Consider the following 26435-nt stretch of genomic DNA (forward strand, 5'->3'; position numbering starts at 1 on the left):
CGGGCGGCTCGAAGGTGTTCCGTGTCGTCCCGACCGGCTCCGCCGCGGGTCAGGAGTAGGAGTGCTGCTCGTCCGGGAACGCTCCCGTGACGACCTCGTCGGCGAAGCTCCGGGCGGCCTCGGACAGGCTGCCGGTGAGGTCGGCGTAGGTCTTGACGAACTTGGCCACGCGCGGGGTCAGGCCGGCCATGTCCTGCCACACCAGCACCTGCGCGTCGGTGCTCGGACCCGCGCCGATCCCGATGGTGGGGATGGTCAGGTGCTCGGTGATCTCGGCGGCCAGCCGCGCCGGGACGCACTCCAGCACCACCGAGAACGCGCCCGCGCGCTCCAGCTCCTTGGCCTCGGACAGCAGGGTCGCGCCCGCCTCGTGGCCGCGGCCCTGGACCCGGTAGCCGCCGAAGGCGTTCACCGACTGCGGGGTCAGCCCGATGTGGCCCATCACCGGGATCCCGGCGGACACCAGCGCCTCCACCTGGGGGGTGACCCGGCGGCCGCCCTCCAGCTTGACGGCCTGCGCGCCGCCTTCCTTCACCAGCCGGGCGGCCGAGGCCAGCGCCTGCTCGGGGGTGGCCTGGTAGGAGCCGAAGGTCAGGTCGGCCACCACCAGCGCCCGCTTGGTCGAGCGCGACACGGCGGCGGTCAGCGGCACCATGTCGTCGATGGTGACGGGAAGGGTGGACTCGTAGCCGAAGACGACCATCGCGGCGGAGTCGCCGACGAGCAGCACGGGAATGCCCGCCTCGTCGAAGATCCGGGACGTCAGCGCGTCGTAGGCGGTCAGCATGGGCCAGCGCTCGCCGCGCTCCTTGGCCAGGGCCAGGTCGCGGACGGTGACGCGGCGGTTCGTGACACCGCCGTACAGCGCGGTGCCGGAGGTCGTGGGGTTCATGGGCGTTTCCTCCATTGTCTCGAAGCGCCGTTTCGGCGTCCCCGGACGTGTCGGTCACGGTGGCGGCGCGGGCGCGCCGTAGGCACATCATCGCACGCATGCTTTGCGGCCGTTCCACCGATTACCAACTGATTCGTCCCCCGCCGGATTCCGCCCGGCTGACGTCAGCGGATACCCGGAGAGGGTGACGAGGATCGCGGTGGGGAGGAGGGGCCGGACGCCCGCGAACTGTCTGATTCGGGGTGGTTTTCGACATCGAGCGAGCCGCGCCCCTGTGACTTCTTCGACGCCTGTCCGCGAACCCCCGCAAGAAGTCACACGACCACCCCCGCGCCGGAGGCTCCCTGGGGGGTTTCCGCCGCGGGGGTGGTTCGCGCACGGGTGCTTCGGGTGGGGGTTTCGGTGGCGGTCCTGGGCTTTCCGCCCGTTTCGGGGCCTGGAAGGGCGGAAAGCCCGTGATCATTCCGGGCGGGGGCGGAACCGGCCCTCGAACCGCCGCGTCACGGACATCCGGCGGGGACGCGGGGGCCTCCGGCCCCGCCCGCCGTCACAGGCCCCGAGCGGCCCCTGGTCCGACAGAGCCCGAACCACCCCGCGCCGGAGCTTCCCTAGAGCGTCGGGAGGTAGCGCTGGAGCTCGTAAGGGGTCACCTGGCGGCGGTAGGACTCCCATTCGGCCTTCTTGTTGCGCAGGAAGAAGTCGAACACGTGCTCGCCGAGCGTCTCGGCGACCAGTTCACTGCCCTCCATCGCCCGGATCGCCTCGTCCAGGCTCTGCGGAAGCGGGGTGATGCCCAGCGCGCGGCGCTCGGAGTCGGTCAGCGCCCACACGTCGTCGTCGGCGCCGGGCGGCAGCTCGTAACCCTCCTCGATGCCCTTCAGGCCCGCCGCGAGGATCAGCGCGTAGGCGAGGTACGGGTTGCTGGCCGAGTCCAGCGAACGGAACTCGATCCGGCTGGAGTTGCCCTTGCTCGGCTTGTACATCGGCACCCGCACCAGCGCGGAGCGGTTGTTGTGGCCCCAGCACACGTACGCGGGCGCCTCGCCGCCGGCCCCGGCCGAGGCCGCCGCGTTGTCCCACAGGCGCTTGTAGGAGTTGACGTACTGGTTGCACACCGCCGTGATCTCCGGGGCGTGGCGCAGCAGGCCCGCTATGAACCCGCGCCCCACCTTGGACAGCTGGTACTCCGCGCCCGGCTCGTAGAAGGCGTTGCGGTCGCCCTCGAACAGCGAGAGGTGCGTGTGCATGCCGGAGCCGGGGAACTCGGTGAACGGCTTGGGCATGAAGGTGGCGTAGATGCCCTGCTCCAGCGCCACCTCCTTCATCACCAGACGGAACGTCATGATGTTGTCGGCGGTGGTGAGCGCGTCGGCGTAGCGCAGGTCGATCTCCTGCTGGCCGGGCCCGCCCTCGTGGTGGCTGAACTCCACCGAGATGCCCATGTCCTCCAGCATCATGATGGCGTTGCGGCGGAAGTCGTGCGCGCTGTTGTGCGGCGTGTGGTCGAAGTACCCGCCGTCGTCGTTGGGCTCGGGGAACTCGCCGTACTCGGGCTTCTTCTTCAGCAGGTAGAACTCGATCTCGGGGTGCGTGTAGAACGTGAAGCCCAGATCGGAGGCCCGGCCCAACTGGCGCTTGAGCACGTGCCGGGGGTCCGCGTAGCTGGGGGAGCCGTCCGGCATCAGGATGTCGCAGTACATGCGCGCGGTCCCGTGCGGCTCGTTGCGCCACGGCAGCACCTGGAACGTGGTGGGGTCGGGCTGGGCGAGCATGTCGGCCTCGTGCACCCGCGCGAAGCCCTCGATCGCCGAGCCGTCGAAGCCGATGCCCTCGGCGAAGGCGGCCTCCAGCTCGGCCGGGGCCACCGCGACCGACTTGAGGTACCCGAGCACGTCGGTGAACCACAGTCGCACGAAGCGGATATCGCGCTCCTCCAGAGTTCGGAGCACGAATTCCTGCTGTCGGTTCACGGTCCACCTTCCTCATATGGTTCACGGCGTCTGACGTGTTCCTACCAGACCCCTGGCAGCCAGTGTGCCCGGTAAGCGTTACCGCGACGTTAACCAGGGGGCTCTTAGGGCCCCTACCCCGCGCCCCGGGCCGTGAACGCCGAGGCCGGGAGGGTTGCCTCGGAGCGCGGGCGGCCCTGCCGTTAGGCTCGTGCCGTGGCACAACTGCGAATGGCTATGGCCCAGGTCAACCCTACTGTCGGTGACCTGGAAGGAAACTGCGGCATCGTCGTGGACCACGTCCGCCGGGCGGCCGGGGCCGGCGCCCACCTGGTGGCGTTCCCCGAGATGACGCTCACCGGATACCCGGTGGAGGACCTCGCGCTGCGCGGGACGTTCGTCGACGCCTCCATCGAGGCCGCGGACGCCCTGGCCGCCCGGCTGGCGGCCGAGGGGCTCGGCGAGCTCCCCGTGGCCGTCGGCTACCTGAACCGCCGCGAGGGGGCCGAGGCGGGCGGCGCCCGCCTCGGCCAGCCGGTCGGCGCGCCGCAGAACGCGGTAGCCCTGCTGCACCGGGGCCGCGCGGTGTTCACCTCGGCGAAGCACCACCTCCCCAACTACGGGGTGTTCGACGAGTTCCGCTACTTCGTGCCCGGCGACGTCCTGCCGGTGGTCCGGCTGCACGGGATCGACGTGGCGTTCGCCATCTGCGAGGACCTGTGGCAGGACGGCGGCCCGGTGGCCGCGGTGCGCGACTCCGGCGCGGACCTGCTGGTGGTGCTGAACGGGTCGCCGTACGAGCGCGACAAGGACGACGAGCGCCTGGAGCTGTGCGCGGCCCGCGCGCGCGAGGCGGGCGCGGCGCTGGCCTACGTCAACATGGTCGGCGGCCAGGACGAGCTCGTCTTCGACGGCGACTCCCTGATCGTGGACGCCCGGGGCGACCTGGTCTCGCGGGGGCCCCGCTTCGAGGAGGCGCTGATCCTCACCGACCTGGAGCTGCCCGCGAAGGGGGAGCCGGGCATGTGGGGGGCGGCGGCCGAGGCCGACGGCATCACCATCGAGCGGCACCTGGTCTCGGAGCGTCCGCTGGCGCCCTACGAGCCGCTGCCGCACCCGGTGGCCCCGCGCATGGACGACGTCGCCGAGGTGTACGCGGCCCTTGTGCTGGCCACCCGCGACTACGTGCGCAAGAACCGGTTCGGCTCGGTGATCCTGGGGCTGTCCGGCGGTATCGACTCGGCGTTGGTCGCCACGATCGCCGCCGACGCGATCGGCCCGGAGCTGGTCCACTGCGTGCTCATGCCGAGCCGCCACTCCAGCGACCACTCGGTCTCCGACGCCGAGGAGCTGGTGCGCCGCCAGGGAGTCAACGGCCGCACCGTCGCGGTGGGCCCGATGGTGGACGCCTTCGAGAACGCGGTGAAGATCGACGGCCTCGCGGCGGAGAACCTCCAGGCGCGGGTGCGCGGGCAGCTGCTGATGACGCTGTCCAACCAGGAGGGCCACCTGGTGCTGACCACCGGGAACAAGAGCGAGCTGGCGGCGGGGTACTCGACCCTCTACGGCGACTCCGCGGGCGGTTTCGCGCCGATCAAGGACGCCTGGAAGACCCTGGTGTGGGAGCTGGCGCGGTGGCGCAACGCCGATGCCGTCCGGAGGGGGGAGACCCCGCCGATCCCGGAGAACTCCATCACCAAGCCGCCCAGCGCCGAGCTGCGCCCCGGGCAGCTGGACACCGACTCCCTGCCGGACTACCCGGTCCTGGACGCCCTGCTGGACGACTACGTGGGAACGGACCTGGGCCGCGCCGAACTGGTGGCGGCCGGGCACGACGCCGCGCTGGTGGACCGGATGATCCGCCTGGTGGACCGCGCCGAGTACAAGCGCCGCCAGTACCCGCCGGGCCCCAAGATCAGCAAGCGCAACTTCGGCCGGGACCGCCGCCTGCCGATCACCAACCGGTGGACGGTTTGACCGGCTGACCCGGCCCGGGAGCGGGCGGGGCCGGGCGCCCCCGCGAGGGCGCCCGGCCCCGAAGGCCGGAGAGGTCTACCAGAAGACCGCGACCCCGACGTTGAGCACGGTCAGGACACCGGCGGCGAGGGCGAGGCGGGAGTCGGGCCTGCGCACGTTGAGCACGCCCGCCACGACCACGGCCAGGGCGACGACCAGCTTGACGGCGATCTTGACGTGGTCGAAGTCGGCGTCGCCCATCTCGCCGACGCCCACGAGCAGCAGGCCGACGACCAGCTGGGTGAGGGAGCTGTGCAGCAGCACCTTGGGGGCCTTGGCGTGGCCGCCCATCTGCTGCATGAGCCAGCCGGCGATGATGCCGGCCATGGCGAGCAGGTGGAGGAACACGAGCGCGGAGTAGACGATGTCCATGCCCCGCACAGTACTACGTCTTGTAGTTCTTGATTGCCGTCTTCATGACACGGTGTCGTCACTTTTCCGGCGGGGACGGACGGGAAGCGGAGGCGCCGGCCCGGTGGAGGGGGCCGCCGGGCCGGCGTGAAGGGGGTCCGTCCCGGGGGGCGGAACATGGAGGGGCGGGCGCGCTCCGCCCCCCGGCGAAGGGGGTCAGGTCCAGGCGTCGGCGAAGGTCTGGGTGCAGCCGCCGCCGCTGTCGTCGGCCACGGCGGACCGGTTGCCGCCGCTCTCCCACTCGATCCCGCCGTCGGGGTTCCGCTTGACGTACTTGTAGTCGAACCGGGTTCCCTCGGGGATGGTGACCCGGCCCTTCCAGACGGGGTAGTCGTCCGCGCTCAGGTGGACCGCGTCGTCGGGGTCCCAGGAGCCCAGCTCGGGGATGGAGCCCACCACGTAGACCTCCTGGCCGTACCAGGTGGTGACGTCGGCGTGGAAGCGGGAGTCGATGGCGGCGCACGCGCCGTCCCCGTCGCCGGGCGGGGTCCCGGGCTCGCAGCCGTCGGGGTCCTCGCACTCGCCCAGGGCCTCGACGTGCAGCGCGACCGCGCCGTTGGCGGGGATGGAGGCGGTGAACGAGCCCCCCGAAACCTCGTAGCCGGGCGCGTCGCACACGCCGTCGACGAACGTGCCGTTGGCGACGTCGCAGTAGGTGCCGTCGGGCAGGTCCGTGGAGAAGGTCGAGGTCCAGGTGCCGCCGGTGGCGTTGAAGGCCGCGTAGCCCGCGTCGCCCCGGGCGAACGCCAGGCGCCCGGCGCCGTCGGTCCGGGCGTCGCCGATGCCGTGCCCGTCCGTGGCGTTGTGGAAGGACGCCATGCCCGCGACGGCGCGGTGCTCGCACACCCACCGGGGGTCCGAGCAGTCGGTGGCGCTGGTGGTGCCGTCGGAGCTCATGGGCGGTCCGGCCTTGCCGTCGCCGGACCAGGTGTAGCTGGACATCACCTTGGGGGTGCCGTACGGGTGGGCCAGCATGAACGACTGGGCGAGGTCGTAGCGCGCCCGGTCGGTGTGGGTGAGGATCGCGTGGCTGCGCTGGGTGTCGTGGTTGGCCACGAACACCAGGGCCTTGTCGCTGGAGGTCAGCCCGTCGCCCAGCCCGGTCAGGCGGGAGATGTCGCCGTTCTTGAAGGCGTTGCTGATGTCCCGGTGGTACTGGAACTCGGTGACGTCGCCCATGGGGGTGTAGGAGCCGGTTCCGATCGTGCCGTCGGCGATGACCTCCTGGAAGACGTACGGCTTGCCGCCGCCCCAGTCGGCGTGGACGTCGCGCAGGCGGGAGTTGATCGCCTGGACGTCGGCCTCGGGGACGTGCTTGGCGGCGTCGTAGCGGAAGCCCGCCACGCCGATGTCGACCAGGTCGTTCAGGTACGCCGCGACCCGGTCCCGGACGTGGGTGGACGAGGTGTCCAGGTCGGACAGGCCGACCAGTTCGCAGTTCTGCACCTCCCACTTGTCGCCCCAGTCGGCGATGTCGCGGCGGCAGGAGCCGAAGTCCTGGGTCTGGTAGACGCCGGGGTAGTCGTACTTGGAGTAGCCGGAGCCCGCGCTGCCGGGGCCCGTGCCCACCGAACCGGTGCCGCTCATGTGGTTGATGACGGCGTCGACGTAGATCTTGACGCCGGCCTCGCGGCAGCGGTCGACCATGTCGACGAAGTCGGCGCGGGTGCCGCGCCGGGTCTGGTCGAGCGTGTAGGAGACCGGCTGGTAGTCCTGCCACCAGGGGTAGCCCTCGCTCTGGAGCACCACGTGCTCCTGGGGCGGGGAGACCTGGACGGCGCCGAACCCGTTGGGGCCGAGTGTGCTCTCGCACTCGTCCGCCACGGACTCCCAGCGCCACTGGAACAGGTGGACGACGACGTCCTCGTCCCCGGGCGGCGAGGCCAGGGCGGGGGAGGCGGCCAGGGGGACGAGGAACAGGGCGAATCCGAACACGGCCGCCAGTACGGCGGCCAGTGGTCTGCGAACGGCCATCGAGCGCTCCGATGCGAAGTGGGGGACTCGGTGCCTGAAAACAGCCTTGCAAGCCCTGAAAGGTCCGCAAGAATTTTCAAGGTGAGACGAAGGTAACAACCGATGGTTGATTTGGAAACATCGCGCCGCACGTTTCCCGAAGACTGCCCGAAAGTCGACTTTTATTGGTTTTTGTCTATTTCGTCGGCCGATTTCTGAGCGGTCTCCGCTCGTCCGATGGAGGGGTGGAGTGTGAAATGCCTGCAAAGCACGCAAATCTTTGCACAGGGGAGGGTGAGTGGCGGGCGGGTGTCTTAGGCGCGGCGGGGCCGCCCCGGGGACGGCTCCGCGCGGATAAGGCGTTCGCCCGATGCCCGGTCCGGTGTCTTAGCGCGAGAGTGAGGATCACGCGGGACGGACCCGCGGCCCACCCTCACCAGAGAAGAGCAGACAATGCACCCCGGACTCCTCACCACCCTGGTACGAGCCCAGACCAGCGAACTCGAGCGCGACGTGCTGCGGCGCCTGGAGGCGCGCCAGCACCGCATCGACGCGGCCGACCGCCGCCGCGCCGCCAGACGGGCCCGCAGGGAGGAGCACAGCCCCGGCGGCCCCACCCGCTCCGACAGGGCCCTCGCGGCTTAGGGCGATGTCTTCGTGGTGTCTTCCCCGCTGATCTTGACCTTTCCGGGGTCTCGGAAGCGGTCGAGACCCCGGAAAGGTCAAGATCGACGGGGAAGACGGACACCACGGACACCGACGAGGGAGAATACCGACCCACGGACGCGGGAGACTAGCTGTCGTAGAACACCCGCTCCATCACCGTTCGGGCGCGGCGGGTGGCGCGGCGGTACTCCTGGAGCAGGCGTTCGCCGGGGCTCTCCTCGCTGTCCTCGGACCGGTAGCCCAGCGCGCCCGCGATCGCGGTGCGCTCGCGCAGGTCCGTCGGGATGGAGTCGCCGCCCTTGCCGCGCACCAGCGTGATCGCCCCGCGCACCCGCGAGGCCAGCCGCCAGGCCACCTCCAGCGTCGCGCCGTCGTCGGGGTCCAGGAGGCCGTGCCGCACCGCGACGTTCAGCGCGTGCAGCGTCCCCGTCGTGCGCAGCTCGGGGAGCTCGCGGCCGTGCCGTAGCTGGATCAACTGGGCCACCCACTCCACGTCCGAGAGCCCGCCCCGGCCCAGCTTCGTGTGCAGTGCGGGGTCCGCCCCGCGGGGCAGCCGCTCGGACTCCATGCGGGCCTTGAGCCGCCGGATCTCCAGGAGCGTCTTCTCGGTGATCCCGCCCTCGGGGTACCGGATCGGGTCGATCAGCGCGACGAACCGCTCGCCCAGCCCGGCGTCCCCCGCCACCGGGATGGCGCGCAGCAGCGCCTGGCTCTCCCAGCTCGCCGACCAGCGCGCGTAGTAGGCCGCGTAGGAGTCGAGGGTCCGCACCATCGGCCCGTTCCTGCCCTCCGGGCGCAGCGCGGTGTCCAGACGCACCGGCGGCTCGGCGGCGGGCAGCTCCAGCAGCCGGGCCAGTTCGCGCACGATCGCCGCCGCGGTCGCGGTGGCCCGCGCCGGATCGACTCCGGGGAGCGGCTCGTGCACGTACATCACGTCGGCGTCGCTGGTGTAGGTCAACTCGTTCCCGCCGAACCGGCCCATCCCGATCACGCACAGCCGGGTGCACGGCTCCTCGCCCTGCTGGTGCGCCACCCGCTCGGTCGCCGCGCGCAGCGCCGCGTCGATGGTGACCGCCGCGATCGCGGTCAGCGCGTCGCCCACCCCGTCGATCCCGGTCACCCCCAGCAGGTCCGCGGCGGCCGTGCGCAGCAGTTCGCGGCGGCGCAGCGCCCGCACCCCGGCCACCTGGTTCTCCGCCGTGTCGTGCCGGCGCAACGCCGAGTCGGCCTCGGCGGCCAACTCGGCGTTGCGGCGCTGGACCAGGTCCGCGTCGTCGGAGAGGACGGCCACCGCCTCGGGCGCGCGCAGCAGCAGGTCGGTGGTGTACCTGCTGGTACCCAGCAGCCACGCCATCCGCTCGGCCACGCGCACGTCGTCGCGCAGCAGCCGCAGGTACCACGGCGTGGTGCCCAGGGCCTCGCTGACCTGGCGGAATCCGAGAAGCCCGGAGTCGGGGTCGGGCGCGTCGGCGAACCACCCCAGCATCACCGGCATCAGGGTGCGCTGGATGGCCGCGCGCCGGGTCACCCCCGAGGTGAGCGACTCCAGGTGGCGCAGCGCGCCCGCGGGGTCGACGAACCCCAGCGCCTCCAGCCGGGCGCGCGCCTGCTCGGCCGAGAGCCGCGCCTCGTCCCCCGGCAGCCGGGCCACCGCCTTGAGCAGCGGCCGGTAGAACAGCTTCTCGTGCAGGCGCCGGACCTCTCCGGCGCGCCGCCGCCAGGTGGAGACCAGGTCGGTGACGGGGTTCGCGCTGAAGCCCAGAGCGCGGCCCAGGCGGCGCAGCTCCTCCTGCCCGCTGCCGCTCTTCGAGTCGGGAAGCAGGTGGGTCCGGCGCAGCTTGTACAGCTGGAGCAGGTGCTCCACGCGGCGCAGGAAGCGGTAGGAGTCGGCCATCCCGGCGGCGTCGTCGCGACCCACGTAGCCGCCCCGGGACAGCGCCTCCAACGCGGCCAGCGTGCTGCCCGACCGCAGGGACGCGTCGCCGCGCCCGTGCACCAGCTGGAGCAGCTGCACCGCGAACTCGATGTCGCGCAGGCCGCCCCGGCCCAGTTTGAGCTGCCGGTCGGCCTCGGTGTGCGGGATGTGCGCCTCGACCCGGCGGCGCATCGCCTGCACGTCCTCGACGAAGTTCCTGCGCCCGGCCGCCTGCCACACCAGCGGGCTGATGGCCTTGAGGTAGGCCTCGCCGAGCTCGGGGTCCCCGGCGATCGGGCGGGCCTTGAGCAGGGCCTGGAACTCCCACGTCTTGGCCCAGCGCTCGTAGTAGGCCAGGTGCCCCGAGATCGGGCGCACCAGCGGCCCGTTCTTCCCCTCGGGGCGAAGGGCCGCGTCGACCTCCCACAGGGTGCCCTCGGCGTCGGTCTCGCCGGGGACGCGCATCATCGCGGCGGCCAGGCGGGCGCCGGAGCGCAGCGCCGCCTGCTCGTCCTCGCAGCCGTCGGCGGGCTCGGCGACGAAGACCACGTCCACGTCGCTGACGTAGTTCAGCTCCCGGCCCCCGCACTTGCCCATCCCGATCACCGCGATCCGGCACAGCGCGGCGTCGTCGGGGAACCGGGCGCGGGCCACGGCCAGCGACCCCTCCAGGACGGCCGAGGCCAGGTCGGCGAGCTCCGCGGCGACCTCGGTCAGGTCCTGGAGCCCGGTGAGGTCGCGCCCGGCCAGGCGCAGCACGCGGCGCCGGTAGGCCAGGCGCAGGGCGTGCGACACCTCGGAGGCGTCCGCGCCCGAGAGGTCGGCGGCGGGCGCGGGGGAGTGCGGGTCGGCGCCGACCACGTGCAGCAGCCCGGTGCGCAGCTCCTCGGGGCCGGGCGCGCGGGCGGCGTCCGCGCCGCGCAGCTCGCGCCAGTCGCCGGGGTGCCGGACGAGGTGGTCGGCGAGCGCCACGCTCGCGCCCAGGACCCGGACCAGCCGCTCGCGCAGGTCCGGGTCCTGGACCAGGGCGGAGCGGATCTCCTCGGCCTCGGTGGAGCGCTCGACGATCCTGGTGAGTCCCAGGAGGGCGAGATCGGGGTCGGCGGACCTGCCGATGGAGTCGAGCACCGCCCCGTGCTCGGCGGGGTCGAGCCCGGCCTCCGACATCAGCCGCGCCGCGCGCTCCGCGTCGCCGAACCCCCGCCGCGCCAGCGCGCCCGCGGTCATCCCCGCACCGTCCCGAGTCACCACGCCACAACCGTAGCCCGCGGGGGAACGGCCGGGTGGGACCGAGGGGGTGATACGCGGCGCCGGACAGGGGCACAAAGGGAAAAGCCGGGGAAACCGGCAGGATATACAGGTCTCTCCGGGCCCTTCCAGACTTCAGGAGACCGAAATGCCGTGGTTGCTGCTCATCGGAGCCGTCGTCGCTGAGGTCACCGGGACCATCGCGCTGCGCTTCTCCGACGGGTTCACCAAGCTCCTTCCCTCCGCGATCACCATCGTGGGCTACGGGACCGCCTTCTACCTGCTCTCCCAGGTGCTCCGGCAGGGAATGGGCATCGGCGTCGCCTACGGCGTCTGGGCGGCCCTGGGCGTCACCCTGGTGGCCGTCATCGGCGCGCTCTTCCTGGGCGACACCCTCACGTGGGTGCAGGTCGCGGGGATCGTCCTGGTGATCGCCGGAGTCGCCGCCCTGGAACTGGGCGGGGCGCACTGACACCGACGCCCGCGCCGACCTGATCAAACGCCGCACCGCCGCGATCAACCAGCCCAAGGCCCACACCCACACCTGGCTGGAACACACCCCCGGCGACCTGACCACCCGCACCGGCCCCGCCGCGCTGGCCACACTGATCGGATCCGCCCCGCTCAGCGCCACCGTGCGCCACATCCTGACCGACCTGACCGACGAGATCGCCGCGCTCAACGAGCGGGTGCGCGACTAGGGAACCTCCGGCGGGGGGAATCGGGTACCGGTGGTTTTGTTGACGGTCGTGGGCTTTCTGCCCGTTTCGGGGCCGGGAAGGGCGGAAAGCCCACGACCGTCAACGGCCCCCTCACACGACGGACACCGTGGGCGCGGCCCCGGCCCGCACCCGCCGTCGCCGCCCGCCGTCACCTCGCGATCCGCGTGGCGTGAGGCCGAAAGACCCACCCGAAGCACCGGTACAAGAATCATCCCCGCGCCGGCAACTCCCTACGACACGCTGATCGCCCAACAGGTCACCCCCGCTGGCCCCCGCCCTGCTGGCCGTGCCCGGCATCGGCCCCATCGGCGCGGCGACCCTGATCGGCCAGATCGGCGCCCCCACCCGGTTCGCGACCTCGGCCCGACTCGCCCGCCACACCGGCTGCGCGCCCATCCCGGTTTTCTCCAGCGACCAGCAACGCCACCGCCCGCGCCGGGGCGGCAACCGCCGCCTCAACAGCGTGATCCACCAGGCCGCCATCACCCAGGCCCGCTGCCATCCCCCCGCCCGCGCGTTCCTGGCCGCCAAAGAACCCGGCAAAGGCAAACGCGGCGCCTACCGCGCCCTCAAACGCCACCTCGTCGACGTCATCCACCGCGCCATGCTCACCGACCACACCGCCTGGACCCACAACGAAACCACCCACCAACACGCCGCTTGACATAGAAGCGTCATCGACAGCGGTTGTGCGCGCGCCAGGCCGACGGCGGCCGGACCCGGCGCGCCGCTCAGGCGGTACTCGCCGAGATAGAGGTCACTCCAGGCGCTCCTCACCCCTTTAGAGGAAGTCTGAGCACGCGAAAAAGCCCCCCGCTCCACCGTGAAGGTGGCGGGGCGCCTGTAATCTGAAACGCGGGCGCATGGCCGCTTGCGGACAGTCTCAGCATCCACCTGTTGTGTGAGCTAGGTAAAGGCTAGGGTTCCACTCTCGACAGTGGGTACATAATGAGGGAACCTTGGGCGGCACGGTTGGGGTACTGGAAGAGGCATCAGAAGCCGGATGGCCAAAGAGCCCTCGAAACGTTCGAGGCCATGGGGTGGCGAATCGAGGATCCTCCTACTTACTACGCGGTCAAATGTCCGTGTGGTGACCACATGACCCACATCCATCTCACCCCGGCCAACCCCCACCACTTCAAAGAGCGCGTCCGATGGGGCAAGCGCCAAAGCTGCATGAAGGAGGAAGACCAGTGAAGACCCAACCCGCAGTGATGGTTGTCGTCGACATCCACGTCAGCTTCCCGCAGCCGGTCACTAAGGAAGAGTTCCACCAGCGCGCCACACGCCTGATGGATGAGCTGATAGCTCTGAACGAGTGTAACGACGACATCGCAGACCCAGTGGTAAGTAGCGACGCTGGGGAAAGCCTGCTGACGGTGGAGGTCGTTGTAGTAAGTGACGATCCCTTCGAGGCGACGAGCACTGCGCTGACGGTCCTGCGCACGGCCCTGCACGCAGCTGGAGCGGGGACATCCGGGTGGCCCACTGTGAGTCGCATGGAAAACCGGGCTGAGTCGCTTCCCGACCCCCTCTTCACTTGACCCGCATAAACTCAGGCACGACAAGGCGTCCCCGTTACCGTGATGGTGGCGGGGACGGTCCTATGTGGGGCTACACCTCGTCCATGCCGAGGTAGGAGCGTCCCCCTGAGTAGTGGACTCCTTCTTGAGAACCTCCGGCGGGGGGAATCGGGTACCGGTGGTTTTGTTGACGGTCGTGGGCTTTCTGCCCGTTTCGGGGCCGGGAAGGGCGGAAAGCCCACGACCGTCAACGGCCCCCTCACACGACGGACACCGTGGGCGCGGCCCCGGCCCGCACCCGCCGTCGCCGCCCGCCGTCACCTCGCGATCCGCGTGGCGTGAGGCCGAACGACCCAGCCGAAGCACCGGCACGCCGAAACACCCCCGCGCCGGAGCGTCCCTTGTGTTTCCGGTGTCAGAGATGTCCCCTACTCAGGGGGAACGCCCGCGTGCCCTGGTGGCCGGGGGAGTGATCCCCGAGCGGGAGACGGGGAAGCCCTTCAGCTCCTCGCGTGAGTGCGGGTTTCACGCGCCGCGTCACCACTTCGCATCCGTGACCCTGGACTCCGGAGTGTCGATCAAGGCGTTTGCCGAGTACCTGGGCCACACCGACCCGGGATTCACGCTCCGGACGTACGCGCACATGATGCCCGCGAGTGATGAGCGCATGCGTGAGGCCATCGACCGCGCGTGGGCGTCAGTCGATGGCCTCGGGCAGGAGAGTGCACCAGATGTGCACCAGCACCCCGGATAGGGGACTCAAGCGCAGATCAGCGCTTTCCCTGTCTAGATGTCGTAGTAGAGCTCGAACTCGCGCGGGTGCGGGCGCAGACGCAGGGAGTCGATCTCCTCGGTGCGCTTGTAGTCGATGTAGGTCTCGATGAGGTCCTCGGTGAAGACACCGCCCTCGACCAGGTAGTCGTGGTCGGACTCCAGGTTGTCCAGGACCGCGTCCAGGGACGCCGGGACCTTGGCGATCTCCGCGGCCTCCTCCGGGGGAAGCTCGTAGAGGTCCTTGTCCAGCGGCTCCGGCGGCTCGATCTTGTTCTTGATGCCGTCGATGCCCGCCATCAGCATGGCCGAGAAGGCCAGGTACGGGTTGGCCGAGGGGTCCGGGACCCGGAACTCCAGGCGCTTGGCCTTCGGGTTGGAGCCGGTCAGCGGGATGCGCACGCAGGCGGAGCGGTTGCGCTGCGAGTACACCAGGTTGATCGGGGCCTCGTAGCCCGGGACCAGGCGGTGGTAGGAGTTCACCGTCGGGTTGGTGAACGCCAGCAGCGACGAGGCGTGCTTGAGCAGGCCGCCGATGTAGTAGCGCGCGGTGTCGGACAGCTGCGCGTAGCCGCCCTCGTCGAAGAACAGCGGGGAGCCGTCCTTCCACAGGCTCTGGTGGCAGTGCATGCCCGAGCCGTTGTCGCCGAACAGGGGCTTGGGCATGAACGTGACCGTCTTGCCCGCCTCGTTGGCGACGTTCTTCACGATGTACTTGAACAGCTGCACGCGGTCGGCCTGCTGGAGCAGCGTGCCGAACTTGAAGCCGATCTCGGACTGGCCGGCGGTGCCCACCTCGTGGTGCTGGAGCTCCACCGGGATCCCGGCCTCGATCAGGGCGCGGGACATGCGCGAGCGCAGGTCGCTGTAGTGGTCACCGGGCTCGACCGGGAAGTAGCCGCCCTTGTAGCGGGGGCGGTAGCCGAGGTTGCCGCCCTCCCGCTTGGTCCCGGTGTTCCAGGCGCCCTCGACGGAGTCGATCGAGTAGAAGCCGCCGTTGGGCTTGGTCTCGAAGGTGACGTCGTCGAAGATGTAGAACTCGGCCTCGGGGCCGAAGAACGCGGTGTCGGCGATCCCGGTGCTCTTGAGGTACGCCTCCGCCTTGCGGGCGACGTTGCGCGGGTCGCGGCTGTAGGACTCCAGCGTGAACGGGTCGTGCACGAAGAAGGTGATGTTCAGCGTCTTGTACTCGCGGAACGGGTCGATGACCGCGGTGCTCAGGTCCGGCAGCAGCACCATGTCGGACTCGTGGATCGCCTGGAAGCCGCGGATCGACGAACCGTCGAACATCTGGCCATTGGTGAAGAAGTCCGCGTCGATGTTCTCGACCGGGAGCGTCACGTGGTTGACGCCGCCGAACAGGTCGGTGAACCTGACGTCGACGAACTGGACGCCCTCTTCGCGGATATAAGCGAGAACCTCATCGGCACTGCTGAACAAGATTACCTCCGTGCAGGTGTCAGAGGCCGTGCGGGCAGGTCACTCGCTTCGTCGCGAGTATCCAACCCACCACCACCTCCCGGCTACGAATGCGACGCTAGGAGCGGCCGATTTCCGACCCGTGTCCCATATGTTTCACGCATGTTACGGCGGCGGTGGTTTTCCCGCGTGACCTCCGGGATCACCCCTCCGCCGGGTCAAGGGTCGGCAAAGGGTCCCGCGGGCTCCGAGTACGGTGGGGCCATGGGCGAATCGAGAGGTCACGACGGTCGTATCGGGGCCGCGGACGGTGACGGCGGGTCGGAGTTCCACCACCGGGGCAGCCGGCTGGGCCTACCGGTGTCGGGTCCCGGGTCGGTCCCCGGGTTCGGCCGCCGCCTGGCCGCGCTCGTCGTCGACTGGTTCGTCGCCGCCTTCCTGGCGACCCTGCTCTTCGGCGCGCCCTCGGTCTGGAACCCCCGGCCCGAGGAGGCAACCGGCGGAGCCTGGTGGCTGCCCATCGTGGTCTTCGCGCTGCTCACCATAGTGCTGCTGAGCCTGTTCGGCACCACCTTCGGCAAGCGCCTGGTCGGCGTCCGGATCGCCGCGACGGGGGAGCGCCCGCTGCCGTGGCCCGTCGCGATGATGGTGCGCACCGCGCTGCTGTGCCTGGTGATCCCCGCCGTCGTCTACGACCGCGACCAGCGCGGCCTGCACGACCGCGCCGCCGGCACCGTCAGCCGCCGGTTCTAGGGAACCTTCGGCGCGGGGGTGTTTCGGCGTGCCGGTGCTTCGGGTGGGTCTTTCGGCCTCCTGTCACGCGGATCGCGGGGTCACGGCGGGCGGCGACGGCGGGGGCGGGTCGGGGCCGCGCCCACGGTGTCCGTTTCGCGTGGTTTCCGTTGGTGATCTTGCTGTTTCCCCCCGAGAACCTTGACTTCGGGGGGAAACGGCAAGATCGCCGGACATTCGAGGGCCGGTTCCGCCCCCACCCGGAATGATCTTGGGCTTTCCGCCCTTCCAGGCCCCGAAACGGGCAGAAAGCCCACGACCGTCAACAAAACCACCGATGCCCGAATTCATCCCCGCGCCGGAGGTTCCCTAGCGCCCCGCGTCCGGTAGGGGTGCGGTGAAGGCGAGGAGGGGCCCGGTCCACCACCACGGACCGGGCCCCTCCGGGGTTCGTTGTCAGCGTTTCTGCCGGGGGGGCTTGGGCATCTTGACGCCCTTGGGCATCGGGCCGCGCGGGGTCTGCACCGCGGCGGGCAGCGCCTTGAGCCGGTAGCGCAGCTCCGCGACCCGGGGCTTGTCCAGGTTGCGCGGAAGCTTGAGCATGCGCTTCTGCAGCTCCGAGACCTTGACCTGGCCTTCCTCGTTGCCGACCTGCACGTCGTAGATGGGGGTGTCGTAGGCCACCCGCATCACTCGCTTGCGCTCGGCCGCGAGCAGGGACTTCAGGCGGGACGGGTCGCCCTCGCCGACCAGGACCACCCCGGGGCGGCCCACCGCCCGGTGCACGATGTCCATGTTGCGGTTGGCGTTCACGCCCGGTTCGACCGTCCAGTCGCCGCGCATGTTCTGCAGGATCGCCATCCCCGCGCCGAGCTGCCCGTCCAGCATCTTGTACTGGACCTGCTGCGCGCTGCGGGTGAAGACGATGAAGCCCGCCAGGAACGCCACGGGGACGCCCAGGAGCAGCGGGTACAGCCAGGAGCTGGTGAGGAAGGCGATCAGGACGGCCAGCGCCAGTACGCCCACCGCGACTCCGACCGCGATCGGAATGCTCTTGGGGCTCTGCTGGTGCACGACCTTGGCGACCATGCGGATCTGCTTGAGCCTGCCGGGCTGCTTCTCAGCGCCCCCGCCCTTGGCGGCGTCCGCCGGGCCGGTCTTGGTGTCCTTGGGCTTTTTCGCCATGTTCCCAGGATAGGCCGACCGGAAGAGCGAACGTGAAACGGCAGCCCTCGGACTGCCGTTTCAGGTTGGTCACGTTGTGGCGCGCGACGGGTCAGGAGTCGCTCGGGAGTGCCGCCCCGCGCTTCTCGAGGGCCTGCTTGTACAGCCGGCCCGCCCGGTACGACGAGCGCACCAGCGGCCCCGACATCACACCCGCGAAGCCGATCTCCTCGGCCTCCTGCCCCAGCTCCACGAACTCCTGGGGCTTGACCCAGCGGTCGATCGGGTGGTGCAGCTTGGACGGGCGCAGGTACTGCGTGATCGTGAGCAGGTCGCAGCCGGCCTCGTGCAGGTCGCGCATGGCCTGGCTGATCTCCTCGCGCTCCTCGCCCATGCCCAGGATCAGGTTGGACTTGGTGACCAGCCCCTCCTCCCGGGCCCGGGTGATGACCTCAAGGGAACGCTCGTACCGGAAGCCGGGCCGGATCCGCTTGAAGATGCGGGGCACGGTCTCGATGTTGTGGGCCAGCACCTCGGGGCGGGTCCCGAAGACCTCGGCCAGCTGCGCGGGATCGGCGTTGAAGTCCGGGATCAGCAGCTCCACCCCGGTGCCGGGGTTGAGCTCGTGGATCTTGCGGACCGTCTCGGCGTACAGCCACGCGCCGCCGTCGTCCAGGTCGTCGCGGGCCACACCCGTGACGGTCGCGTACTTCAGGCCCATGGTGCGGACCGACTCGGCGACCTTCAGCGGCTCGCGGCGGTCCAGCGCGCTGGGCTTGCCCGTGGCGATCTGGCAGAAGTCGCAGCGCCGGGTGCACTGGTCGCCGCCGATGAGGAAGGTGGCCTCGCGGTCCTCCCAGCACTCGTAGATGTTGGGGCACCCGGCCTCCTGGCACACCGTGTGCAGGCCTTCGCTCTTGACCAGCGAGTGCAGCTCGGTGTACTCCGGGCCCATCTTCGCCTTGATCTTGATCCACGGCGGCTTCTTCTCGATGGGGGTCGCGCTGTTTCGCGCCTCCACCCGAAGCAGCTTGCGTCCCTCAGGAGCGATGCTCAAAGCCGGCCTTCCTTTCCTTTGCACCCTTGCGGGGGTCAGCTCGACGGGGGTTCAGGCGTCCGCGGGCTCGGGGAGCACGGGCACGCCCTCGGCCCGCCGGTAGGCGCTCGCGCCGAGCGCCGCGGCCAGGTGGCGTTCGGTCGACGCCAGGATGTCGGACACCCGGACCCCGCGGCCCAGTTCGGCCGAGAGGGAGGTGACACCGGCGTCCGAGATGCCGCAGGGCACGATCCGGTCGAACCAGGACAGGTCATTGTCGCAGTTCACCGCGAACCCGTGCATCGTCACGCCCTTGGCGACGCGGCAGCCGATCGCGGCGATCTTGCGCTCGACCAGCCCCCGTACGGGGTCCGCGTCGAGCCACACGCCGGTGCGGCCCTCCACCCGTTTGCCGACGAGGCCGAACTCGTCGAGCAGACCGATGACGGCCTCCTCCAGCGTGCGCACGTAGGCGACGACGTCCATCGGGTCGGGCAGCCTGACGATGGGGTAGGCGGTGAGCTGGCCGGGGCCGTGCCAGGTGATCTTTCCGCCGCGGTCGATGTCGAAGACGGGAGCGCCTGGGTCGGTCTGCGGGCGGTCCCAGGGCCCCGTCCGCTTTCCGGCGGTGTAGACGGGCTCGTGCTCGAGGAGCAGTACGGTGTCCGGCAGCCGGTCGGCGACGCGGTGCCGGTGGAGCCGCCGCTGGAGCTCCCAGCCCTCCTCGTAGGGGACCGGTGCCTCGCCCAACCACTGATAAAGGAGCTCACTCACACATCCCACCTTATGCTCTTTCCCCGGCTTCGGGACGGGCGGACGGAGCCGCGCGGACGCCCTGGGGCGCCCGGAACAAACCGGGAGGGAGGGGTGTTCGCCCGCCCGGGCAGTGGCGTGGATCACTTAACGTCCGGCCCGTGGCCACCCAACCACGTTCGGTGATAGCGTGGTCACGTTCGCGTTAAGCGGATGTGTCATCTCCTGATGAGTCCCGTACCCATCCCTGCGATCCGTGTCGGGGGGCCGGAGCGCACGAGGACCTTTGGTGGTGGGGATCACCAGGGGATGATGGTGGGGTAACAACGGTGGGGCGGCACCCGTTCGGGTGCCGCCCCACCGGTCTTCCTAGGCCAGGCCGAGCTCGGCCTCGAAGGCGCCCTCCTCCAGGCGCTCCCTGATGTCCTTCAGGAACCGCGCGGCGTCCGCGCCGTCGACGAGCCGGTGGTCGTAGCTCAGCGACAGGTACGCCATCGAGCGGACCGTGATGACCTCGCCCAGCTGCGGGTCGTCCACCACGACCGGGCGCTTCACCACGGCGCCGGTGCCCAGGATGCCCACCTGCGGCTGGTTGATGATCGGCGTCTCGAACAGCGCGCCGTCGCTGCCGGTGTCGGTCAGCGTGAACGTGCCGCCGCTGAGCTCGTCGGGGTTGAGCCCGCCGGTGTGCGCGCGCTCGCTCAGGTCGGCGACCTTGCGGGCCAGCCCGCCCAGGTTGAGGTCGCCGGCGTCCTTGAGCACCGGGGCCAGCATGCCGCGCTCGGTGTCCACCGTGACGGCGAGGTTCTCGATGCTGTGGTAGGTGACCTCGTTGCCCTCGACGACCGCGTTGAGCTTGGGGTGCGCCTTGAGCGCCTCGACCGTGGCCAGCGCGAAGAACGGGAAGAATCCCAGCTCGACGCCCTCGACGGCGGCGAACTGCTCTCCCGCCAGCGAACGCAGCCGGGCGATCTTGGTGACGTCCACCTCGACCACCTGGGTGAGCTGCGCGGACGTGCTCAGCGACGCCACCATCTGCTCGGCGATGGTCTGGCGCAGCCGGGACATCGTCTCGGTGCGGCCGCGAAGGGTGGTGTCCGTGGTGACGGTGCGGCGCTGGGCGGGAGCGGCCGGGGCGGCGGAGGCGGCGGCGCGCTGCCTGCGGGCGGCCTCCTGGACGTCCTGCTTGCGGATGCGGCCGCCCACACCGGTGCCCTTCACCGCGGCCAGGTCGACGCCCTCCTCGGCGGCGAGCCTGCGCACCAGCGGGGTCACGTAGGCCTCGCCGCCCGCGTCGGTGCCCGAGACCTGGCCGGTTCCGCTGAGGGTCTCCAGGTCCACCGGAGGGGTCTCGTCCTCGCGGCTGCGCCGGGCCTGCGGTGCGGCGGGAGCGGGCTCCGGCTCCGGGGCGGGGGCCGGAACAGGCGCGGGGGCCTCCTGCGCGGCGGGCGCGGGAGCGGGTTCCGGCTCGGGCTCCGGCTCCGGGGCGGGCTCGGGCTCCGGCTCGGCCGCGGGGGCGCTCTCGGCCGCGGGCGCCTCGTCGGCGCCGCCGATGATCGCGATCTGCGCGCCCACCTCGACCGTCTCGTCCTCGGCGACCAGGATCTTGGTCAGCACGCCCGAGACAGGGGAGGGGATCTCGGTGTCGACCTTGTCGGTCGAGACCTCGAGAAGCGGCTCGTCCGCCTCGACGGTGTCGCCTTCCTTCTTGAGCCACTGGGTGACAGTGCCCTCGGAGATGCTTTCGCCCAGCGCGGGCATGGAAACTGGAGTCGACATCGGGTCCTCTTGTGTGAACTGTCGTGGAACGAGAAGAAGGGCAGCGGGCGGGAGCCCGTAGGACCCGCCCGCTGCCCACGGCGGGAGAGGTCAATCAGTCGTGCACGTGCAGCGGCTTGCCCGCCAGCGCCATGTGCGCCTCGCCCAGGGCCTCGGACTGGGTCGGGTGCGGGTGGATCAGCTGCGCGACCTCGGAGGGCAGGGCCTCCCAGTTGTAGATCAGCTGGCTCTCGGTGATCAGTTCGCCGACGCGACTGCCGACCATGTGCACGCCCAGGACGGGGCCGTCCTTGGCCGCGATGACCTTGACCGCGCCCTGCGTCTGCAGGATCTGGCTCTTGCCGTTGCCGCCGAGGTTGTAGACGAACTCGGTGGTCTCGATCCCGCGCTCGGCGGCGATCTTGGAGGTGATGCCGACGGAGGCGACCTCGGGCTCGCTGTAGGTGACGCGGGGGACGCCGTCGTAGTCGATGTTGACCGGGTTGAGCCCGGCGATGTGCTCGGCCACGAAGATGCCCTCGGCGAAGCCGACGTGCGCCAGCTGGAGGGTCGGGATGAGGTCGCCGACGGCGTAGATGTTGCCGACACCGGTGTGCAGGTTCTCGTCCACCTGGACGAAGCCGCGCTCCATCCGGATCCCGGCCTCCTCGAAGCCCAGGCCCTCGGACACCGGGCCGCGGCCCACGGCCACCAGCAGCAGCTCGGCCTCGACGGTCTTGCCGCCCTTGAGGGTCAGGCTGACACCGGAGTCGGTGGTCTTGACGCTCTCGTACGGGGTGCCCAGCTCGTACTTGATGCCGCGCTTGCGGAACGCGCGCTCGAGCAGCTTGGAGCTGGACTCCTCCTCGACCGGGACCAGGTGGGGCAGGGCCTCGACGATGGTGACCTCGGCGCCGAAGGAGCGCCACACGCTCGCGAACTCCACGCCGATGACGCCGCCGCCGAGCACGATCACGGACTCGGGGACGCGGTCGAGACGCAGGGCCTCGTAGCTGGAGATGATCTTCTCGCCGTCCAGCTCCAGGCCGGGGAGGGTCCGCGACTTGGAGCCGGTGGCCAGCAGGATGTTGGCGCCCTTGTAGACGGCGCCGTTCACGGTCACCTCGTCGGTGCCCGTCAGCCTGCCCTCGCCCTCGACGATGGTGATGCCGTGCGACTTGAGCAGACCGGTCAGGCCGCGGTGCAGACCACCGACGACCTTGTCCTTGTACTTGTGCACGCCCTGCATGTCGATGCCCTGGAGGCTGGCCTGGACACCGAACGTCTCGCTCTCGCGGGCGTTGTCGGCGACCTCGCCGGCGTGCAGCAGGGCCTTGGTCGGGATGCATCCGTAGTGCAGGCAGGTGCCGCCGAGCTTGTCTTTCTCGATCAGGGCGACACTCTTGCCCAGCTCGGAGGCGCGGATGGCGGCCGCGTAGCCACCGCTGCCCGCGCCGAGGATGACGAGGTCGAATGTGCCGCCGCTCTCACTCACGGGAAGGACACTCCTTGGTTTGTTTTCTCGGTGTGCGGGTTCACCCACACCGCTGCTGAGGCCGGGCGCGGCTCATGCGCCCGGCCCTGGGGCTATTCAGTTGCCGGCGAAGGACTCGGCCAGACGTACGAGGGTACGTGTCGCGGCGCCGGTCCCTCCCTTGGGGGTGTACCCGTACGGGCCGGCCTGGTTGAAGGCCGGACCGGCGATGTCCAGGTGGGCCCACCTGACGCCTTCGGAGACGAACTCCTTCAGGAAGATCCCGGCGCTGAGCATGCCGCCCCAGCGCTCCCCGGCGACGTTGGCGATGTCGGCCACCGCCGAGTCCAGGCCCTTCCGCAGGTCTTCGGGCAGCGGCATGGGCCAGGCGTTCTCGCCCGCGGCCTCCGCGGCGGCGACGACCTGCTCGCGCACCGCGTCGTCGTTGGCCATCACCGCGAAGACGCGGGTGCCCAGCGCGACCAGCTGCGCGCCGGTCAGCGTCGCCACGTCCACGATCAGGTCCGGCGCGTCCTCGTGCGCCCGCACGAGAGCGTCGGCCATGACCAGGCGGCCCTCGGCGTCGGTGTTGAGCACCTCGACGGTCTTGCCGCCGTAGACGGTCAGCACGTCCGAGGGGCGCTGCGCGGTGCCGCTGGGCATGTTCTCGGCGATCGCGAGGTACCCGACCACGTTCACGACCGGTCCGATCGCGGCGATGGCGCGCATCGCGGCCAGGACCGCGGCGGCGCCGCCCATGTCGGACTTCATCCACTCCATCGACCCGGCGGGCTTCAGGGACAGGCCGCCCGAGTCGAAGGTGATGCCCTTGCCGACGAAGGCGATCGTCCTGGCCGCCTCGGGGTGGCGGTAGGCCAGGCGCACCAGGCGCGGCGGGTTCGCGGACCCCTGGCCGACGCCGACGATGCCGCCGTAGCCGCCTTCGGCGAGGGCCTGCTCGTCCAGGGTCTCCACGTCCAGGCCGCTCTCCCGGGCGACCTGCTCGGCGACTCCGGCGAGGTCCTCGGGGTGCAGGTCGGCGGGCGCGGTGTTCACGAGGTCCCGGGCCAGGTTCACCGAGGACGCCAGGACCTCGGCGCGCTCGACGGCCGCGGCCGCGTCGTCGGCGGCGCTGACCACGAGCAGGGATTCGGCGGGGGCGTCGGTCTCACCGGTGCGGTAGCGGTCGAAGGCGTACCCGCCCAGCAGCGCGCCCAGCGCCGCGGCGGCCGCCTGCTCGCCGGTCCGCGCGGGCAGCGCGAGCGCGATCCGGGACTTGCCGCCCAGGGCGCGCAGCGCGGCGCCGGCGGCGCGGGACACGGTGTCCGGGGCGGTGTCGGCGCCGTCCTCGGGGGCCGGGCCGAGCCCGACCGCGACCACCACCGGTGCCGTGACGGCGCCCAGGGCGGGGACGGTGCGCACCTCCTCGGCGGCCCCGGTCGCACCCAGCAGGGCCAGCGCCCGGCCGAGTCCGCCTGTGAAGGCGGAATCGATGTCGTGAGCGCCCGACGCGGGCTCCGGGCCATCGGCTCCGGAGTGGTAGCCGACGACTACCGCGTCGACGTCGAGCGAACTTGGGGACTCCGTAATGACTGCCAGCGACGTGCTCACGACCTCGATGCTAGCCCTTGCGACGTGCGGCCGGGCACGCGGCTCCCGGGGGCGCGCGCAGATCCGCTCGGGAACGGGCGGGAGCGTCCGGCCGCGCGCGGCCGCGGCCCCGTCCGTCCCGTCGCCTCTCCCATGGGCTTTGGCGCCCGCCCGGCCTGGGAGCGCGAGTGAGTCGGTGTGAAGAAATGTGACGCTGGCTACAGAGCCGCCGCGGCGACCAGGGCCGCGGCCGCGGCGGTCTCGGCCAGCGCGCCCAGCACGTCGCCGGTGACGCCGCCCAGGCGGCGGCGGACGTGCAGCAGCAGGACGGCCGCCGCGGCCAGGCCCACCGCGACCGCGACCGCCCACGCCGCGCCCAGCAGCCCGATCGACAGCGCGGCGCAGGTGGCCGCGGCGGCGGCCCCGTAGGGCACGCTCCGCGCCACGAACGCGCCCAGTCCTTCGGGCCGCGCCGCGCGGACCCAGGGGGTGCACGCCCAGGTGATGGCCAGCCGCCCCGACAGCAGCGCCGCGGCCAGGCCCAGCGCGCCCGCCACCGGACCGCGCTCGGCCAGCGCGCCCAGGGCCAGGACCTGGACCAGGACCGCGAACACCAGGGCGACGACGCCGAACGGGCCGATGTCCGAGCGCTTCATGACCTCCAGAGCCCCTTCGGCGGGGCGCCCGCTGCCCAGGCCGTCGGCGACGTCGGCCAGCCCGTCCAGGTGCAGCCCCCGGGTGAGCAGGGCCAGCGCCCCGACCGCGAGGGCCGCCGCCAGCAGCGGCTCCAGCCCGGCCAGGAGCGCCCCGGCCAGCACCAGCGAACCGAGCCCCGCCAAGAGCACCGCGACGACCGGGGCCAGCGCCATCGCCCAGGCGGCGGTGGTCCTGTCCACCCGGTCCACCCGCACCGGGACGGCCGTCAGCGTCCCCAGCGCCATGCGGAGCCCGGCGGCGCAGTCGCGCAGAACCCCTGCCGCCCCCGCTCCCGCCCCCGAGGAGCCGTCCGAGGAGGTCACGGAAGCCGCACGACGCGTCCGGCGGTGGCCAGCAGGACCTCCTCGGACTCGGCCGACAGCAGCTGGTTGACCCGCCCCAGCCAGTCGCGGAACAGGCCGCCGCTCACCGTCGCGGGAACCACGCCCGAGCCCACCTCGTTGGTCACGGCCACCACGTGGGCCCCGCACTCCCGCCACACCGCGACCAGCTCGTCCACGCGCGCGGCCAGCGCGTCCGCCGCGGAGGCGGGCGCGTCCTCGTCCCACATCCCGCACTCGGCCATGGTCCCGGCCAGCCAGGTGCCCAGGCAGTCGAACAGCACCGCGCCGCGGGCCTCCTTCAGGACCCCGACGGCGTCGAGGGTCTCGGCGGTGCGCCACCACGGCGGGCGGCGCTCCCGGTGCGCGGCGACCCGACGGGCCCAGGCCGGGTCGGCGGCCTCGTCGGGGGCCGGCCCCGCGGCCAGGTAGAGCACGTCGGGCTCGCCCAGCAGCCGCCGCTCGGCCTCGGCGGACTTGCCCGAACGGGCGCCACCGGTGATCAGCACCCGGTACGGGCCGCGCACGCGTGGCGGCGGCCAGGTCGAGGGAGGGCAGGTCAGGTCCTGGCCGTCCGACGGCGCGAGGGCCCCCCACATCCGGGCGCGGCGGGCGAACTCGGCGGGGGAGTGCACCCGGTGGTCGCCGCCCACGGCCACCACGGCGGTGGTGAACCCCACGACCCCGGCCCGCCGCAGCGCGCCGATCGTCTCGGGCGACTCCACCGCGTCCACCACCACCAGGTCGACCTGGTGGGCGGGGGAGGGGTCGTCGGGGCCGGCGTCCTCGGGCGGCGCGCAGGGGGCGCCGGGGCGCGCGTACAGCAGACGCCCCCCGTCGGGGCCGTCCACCCGGACGCCGTACGCGGTGCGGGCCACCGAGTACCCCGCGGGGAGGCGGCGGGGGAGGGGGGAGTCGGAGGAGGAGAGGCTGAAGGCGCCGTCCACGGTCACCCGCACGGGGAGGCGGCGGTGGTGCGACGCCCGGTTGCAGGAGGCGCAGCGGCAGTTGGGGGCGGGCCACCCGGCGGGCCCCGCCGTTCCCGCGAGACGGATACGCACATCGACAGTTAACCGCATCGGTGGAGTCGCGGCCGTTTTCGGGAGGGCGCCGGCGGATAGGCTCCCTCGTGATCCGGGCGGTCCGGTGCGGAGGAGAGGTTGCCGTGGCGTGGAACTGGCGGTACGAGACGGCCGATGGCACGGTGCTGGAGGGCGGGGCCCCCGAGGAGCCGTTCTCCTCGCGGGGCGACGCCGAGAGCTGGCTGGGCGAGAGCTGGCGGGAACTGCGCGCCGCCGGAACCGAGCGGGTGACGCTGCTGGAGGAGGACGCCCCGGTCTACACGATGGCCCTGAACGAAGAGGTCTGACCTCCCGCTGATCGTGGCCTTCTCGGGGTCGCGAAAG

Annotated in this window: 21 protein-coding genes; 7 read left to right on the forward strand and 14 right to left on the reverse strand. The window is 71.4% G+C overall.

Features of this window, described 5'->3' with window-relative positions:
• Positions 1-49: 49 nt before the first annotated feature.
• Both panB and glnA (EV190_RS10755) read right to left on the reverse strand, forming a co-directional pair.
• The gene (gene panB / locus EV190_RS10750; RefSeq protein WP_133741358.1) at positions 50-892 is read right to left on the reverse strand and encodes a 3-methyl-2-oxobutanoate hydroxymethyltransferase; all 843 of its coding nucleotides are present in this window, start codon (positions 890-892) and stop codon (positions 50-52) included.
• 608 nt (positions 893-1500) lie between these two features.
• Entirely contained in the window at positions 1501-2862 is a 1362-nt protein-coding gene (gene glnA, locus EV190_RS10755) for a type I glutamate--ammonia ligase (RefSeq protein WP_208113144.1), read from the reverse strand.
• A gap of 195 nt (positions 2863-3057) precedes the next feature.
• Between glnA (EV190_RS10755) and EV190_RS10760 the strand changes: the two genes are divergently transcribed.
• Complete coding sequence (locus EV190_RS10760) at positions 3058-4818, forward strand: NAD+ synthase (RefSeq protein WP_279536613.1); 1761 nt, start codon at positions 3058-3060, stop codon at positions 4816-4818.
• Positions 4819-4893: 75 nt separating this feature from the next.
• On the opposite strand, the gene EV190_RS10765 is transcribed toward EV190_RS10760, so the two are convergent.
• Together EV190_RS10765 and EV190_RS10770 are read right to left on the reverse strand one after the other, a co-directional pair.
• Entirely contained in the window at positions 4894-5229 is a 336-nt protein-coding gene (locus tag EV190_RS10765) for a hypothetical protein (RefSeq protein ID WP_133741359.1), read from the reverse strand.
• 195 nt (positions 5230-5424) lie between these two features.
• The gene (locus EV190_RS10770) at positions 5425-7242 is read right to left on the reverse strand and encodes a carbohydrate-binding module family 20 domain-containing protein (RefSeq protein WP_133741360.1); all 1818 of its coding nucleotides are present in this window, start codon (positions 7240-7242) and stop codon (positions 5425-5427) included.
• A gap of 432 nt (positions 7243-7674) precedes the next feature.
• Between EV190_RS10770 and EV190_RS10775 the strand changes: the two genes are divergently transcribed.
• Positions 7675-7866: a hypothetical protein gene (locus EV190_RS10775; RefSeq protein ID WP_133741361.1), complete on the forward strand. Its 192-nt coding sequence runs from the start codon at positions 7675-7677 to the stop codon at positions 7864-7866.
• Between the two features lie 148 nt (positions 7867-8014).
• Here EV190_RS10775 and EV190_RS10780 read toward each other — a convergent pair whose 3' ends face one another.
• The gene (locus EV190_RS10780; RefSeq protein WP_133741516.1) at positions 8015-11029 is read right to left on the reverse strand and encodes a bifunctional [glutamine synthetase] adenylyltransferase/[glutamine synthetase]-adenylyl-L-tyrosine phosphorylase; all 3015 of its coding nucleotides are present in this window, start codon (positions 11027-11029) and stop codon (positions 8015-8017) included.
• Positions 11030-11198: 169 nt separating this feature from the next.
• Here EV190_RS10780 and EV190_RS10785 point away from each other — a divergent pair, with 169 nt between their 5' ends.
• The 3 genes from EV190_RS10785 to EV190_RS10800 all read left to right on the forward strand — a co-directional run bounded on the left by EV190_RS10785 (position 11199) and on the right by EV190_RS10800 (position 13316).
• A complete protein-coding gene (locus tag EV190_RS10785) occupies positions 11199-11522 on the forward strand; it encodes a DMT family transporter (protein ID WP_133741362.1) in 324 nt (107 codons plus the stop codon).
• 536 nt (positions 11523-12058) lie between these two features.
• The gene (locus EV190_RS10790; RefSeq protein WP_166655438.1) at positions 12059-12436 is read left to right on the forward strand and encodes a transposase; all 378 of its coding nucleotides are present in this window, start codon (positions 12059-12061) and stop codon (positions 12434-12436) included.
• A gap of 529 nt (positions 12437-12965) precedes the next feature.
• Positions 12966-13316: a hypothetical protein gene (locus EV190_RS10800; RefSeq protein ID WP_133741365.1), complete on the forward strand. Its 351-nt coding sequence runs from the start codon at positions 12966-12968 to the stop codon at positions 13314-13316.
• 765 nt (positions 13317-14081) lie between these two features.
• Here EV190_RS10800 and glnA (EV190_RS10810) read toward each other — a convergent pair.
• Positions 14082-15506: a type I glutamate--ammonia ligase gene (gene glnA / locus EV190_RS10810; RefSeq protein ID WP_133741367.1), complete on the reverse strand. Its 1425-nt coding sequence runs from the start codon at positions 15504-15506 to the stop codon at positions 14082-14084.
• Between the two features lie 243 nt (positions 15507-15749).
• On the opposite strand from glnA (EV190_RS10810), the gene EV190_RS10815 reads away from it, so the two are divergent.
• A complete protein-coding gene (locus EV190_RS10815) occupies positions 15750-16238 on the forward strand; it encodes an RDD family protein (protein ID WP_133741368.1) in 489 nt (162 codons plus the stop codon).
• 435 nt (positions 16239-16673) lie between these two features.
• On the opposite strand, the gene EV190_RS10820 is transcribed toward EV190_RS10815, so the two are convergent.
• The 8 genes from EV190_RS10820 to EV190_RS10855 form a co-directional block, all read right to left on the reverse strand.
• Positions 16674-17402, reverse strand: coding sequence for a DUF4191 domain-containing protein (locus EV190_RS10820; RefSeq protein WP_133741369.1), 729 nt, complete (start codon positions 17400-17402; stop codon positions 16674-16676).
• A 91-nt stretch (positions 17403-17493) separates the two neighbouring features.
• A complete protein-coding gene (lipA, locus tag EV190_RS10825; RefSeq protein ID WP_133741370.1) occupies positions 17494-18438 on the reverse strand; it encodes a lipoyl synthase in 945 nt (314 codons plus the stop codon).
• A 51-nt stretch (positions 18439-18489) separates the two neighbouring features.
• The gene (gene lipB, locus EV190_RS10830; RefSeq protein ID WP_133741371.1) at positions 18490-19191 is read right to left on the reverse strand and encodes a lipoyl(octanoyl) transferase LipB; all 702 of its coding nucleotides are present in this window, start codon (positions 19189-19191) and stop codon (positions 18490-18492) included.
• Positions 19192-19539: 348 nt separating this feature from the next.
• Complete coding sequence (gene sucB / locus EV190_RS10835) at positions 19540-20949, reverse strand: 2-oxoglutarate dehydrogenase, E2 component, dihydrolipoamide succinyltransferase (RefSeq protein ID WP_243742499.1); 1410 nt, start codon at positions 20947-20949, stop codon at positions 19540-19542.
• 94 nt (positions 20950-21043) lie between these two features.
• Positions 21044-22423, reverse strand: a complete 1380-nt coding sequence (gene lpdA / locus EV190_RS10840) for a dihydrolipoyl dehydrogenase (protein ID WP_133741372.1) — start codon at positions 22421-22423, stop codon at positions 21044-21046.
• Between the two features lie 96 nt (positions 22424-22519).
• Positions 22520-24013 carry a leucyl aminopeptidase gene (locus tag EV190_RS10845; RefSeq protein ID WP_133741373.1) on the reverse strand — a complete coding sequence of 498 codons (1494 nt, stop codon included), beginning with the start codon at positions 24011-24013 and terminating at the stop codon, positions 22520-22522.
• A 197-nt stretch (positions 24014-24210) separates the two neighbouring features.
• Positions 24211-24933, reverse strand: a complete 723-nt coding sequence (locus EV190_RS10850) for an adenosylcobinamide-GDP ribazoletransferase (RefSeq protein WP_133741518.1) — start codon at positions 24931-24933, stop codon at positions 24211-24213.
• Between the two features lie 74 nt (positions 24934-25007).
• On the reverse strand, positions 25008-25982 hold the full coding sequence (locus EV190_RS10855) for a bifunctional adenosylcobinamide kinase/adenosylcobinamide-phosphate guanylyltransferase (protein WP_394345520.1): 975 nt from the start codon (positions 25980-25982) through the stop codon (positions 25008-25010).
• A gap of 212 nt (positions 25983-26194) precedes the next feature.
• Between EV190_RS10855 and EV190_RS10860 the strand changes: the two genes are divergently transcribed.
• The gene (locus tag EV190_RS10860) at positions 26195-26398 is read left to right on the forward strand and encodes a hypothetical protein (protein WP_133741375.1); all 204 of its coding nucleotides are present in this window, start codon (positions 26195-26197) and stop codon (positions 26396-26398) included.
• Positions 26399-26435: the final 37 nt, after the last annotated feature.

The sequence above is a fragment of the Actinorugispora endophytica genome (assembly GCF_004363075.1).
In the GTDB taxonomy this organism is placed as follows: Bacteria; Actinomycetota; Actinomycetes; order Streptosporangiales; family Streptosporangiaceae; genus Actinorugispora; species Actinorugispora endophytica.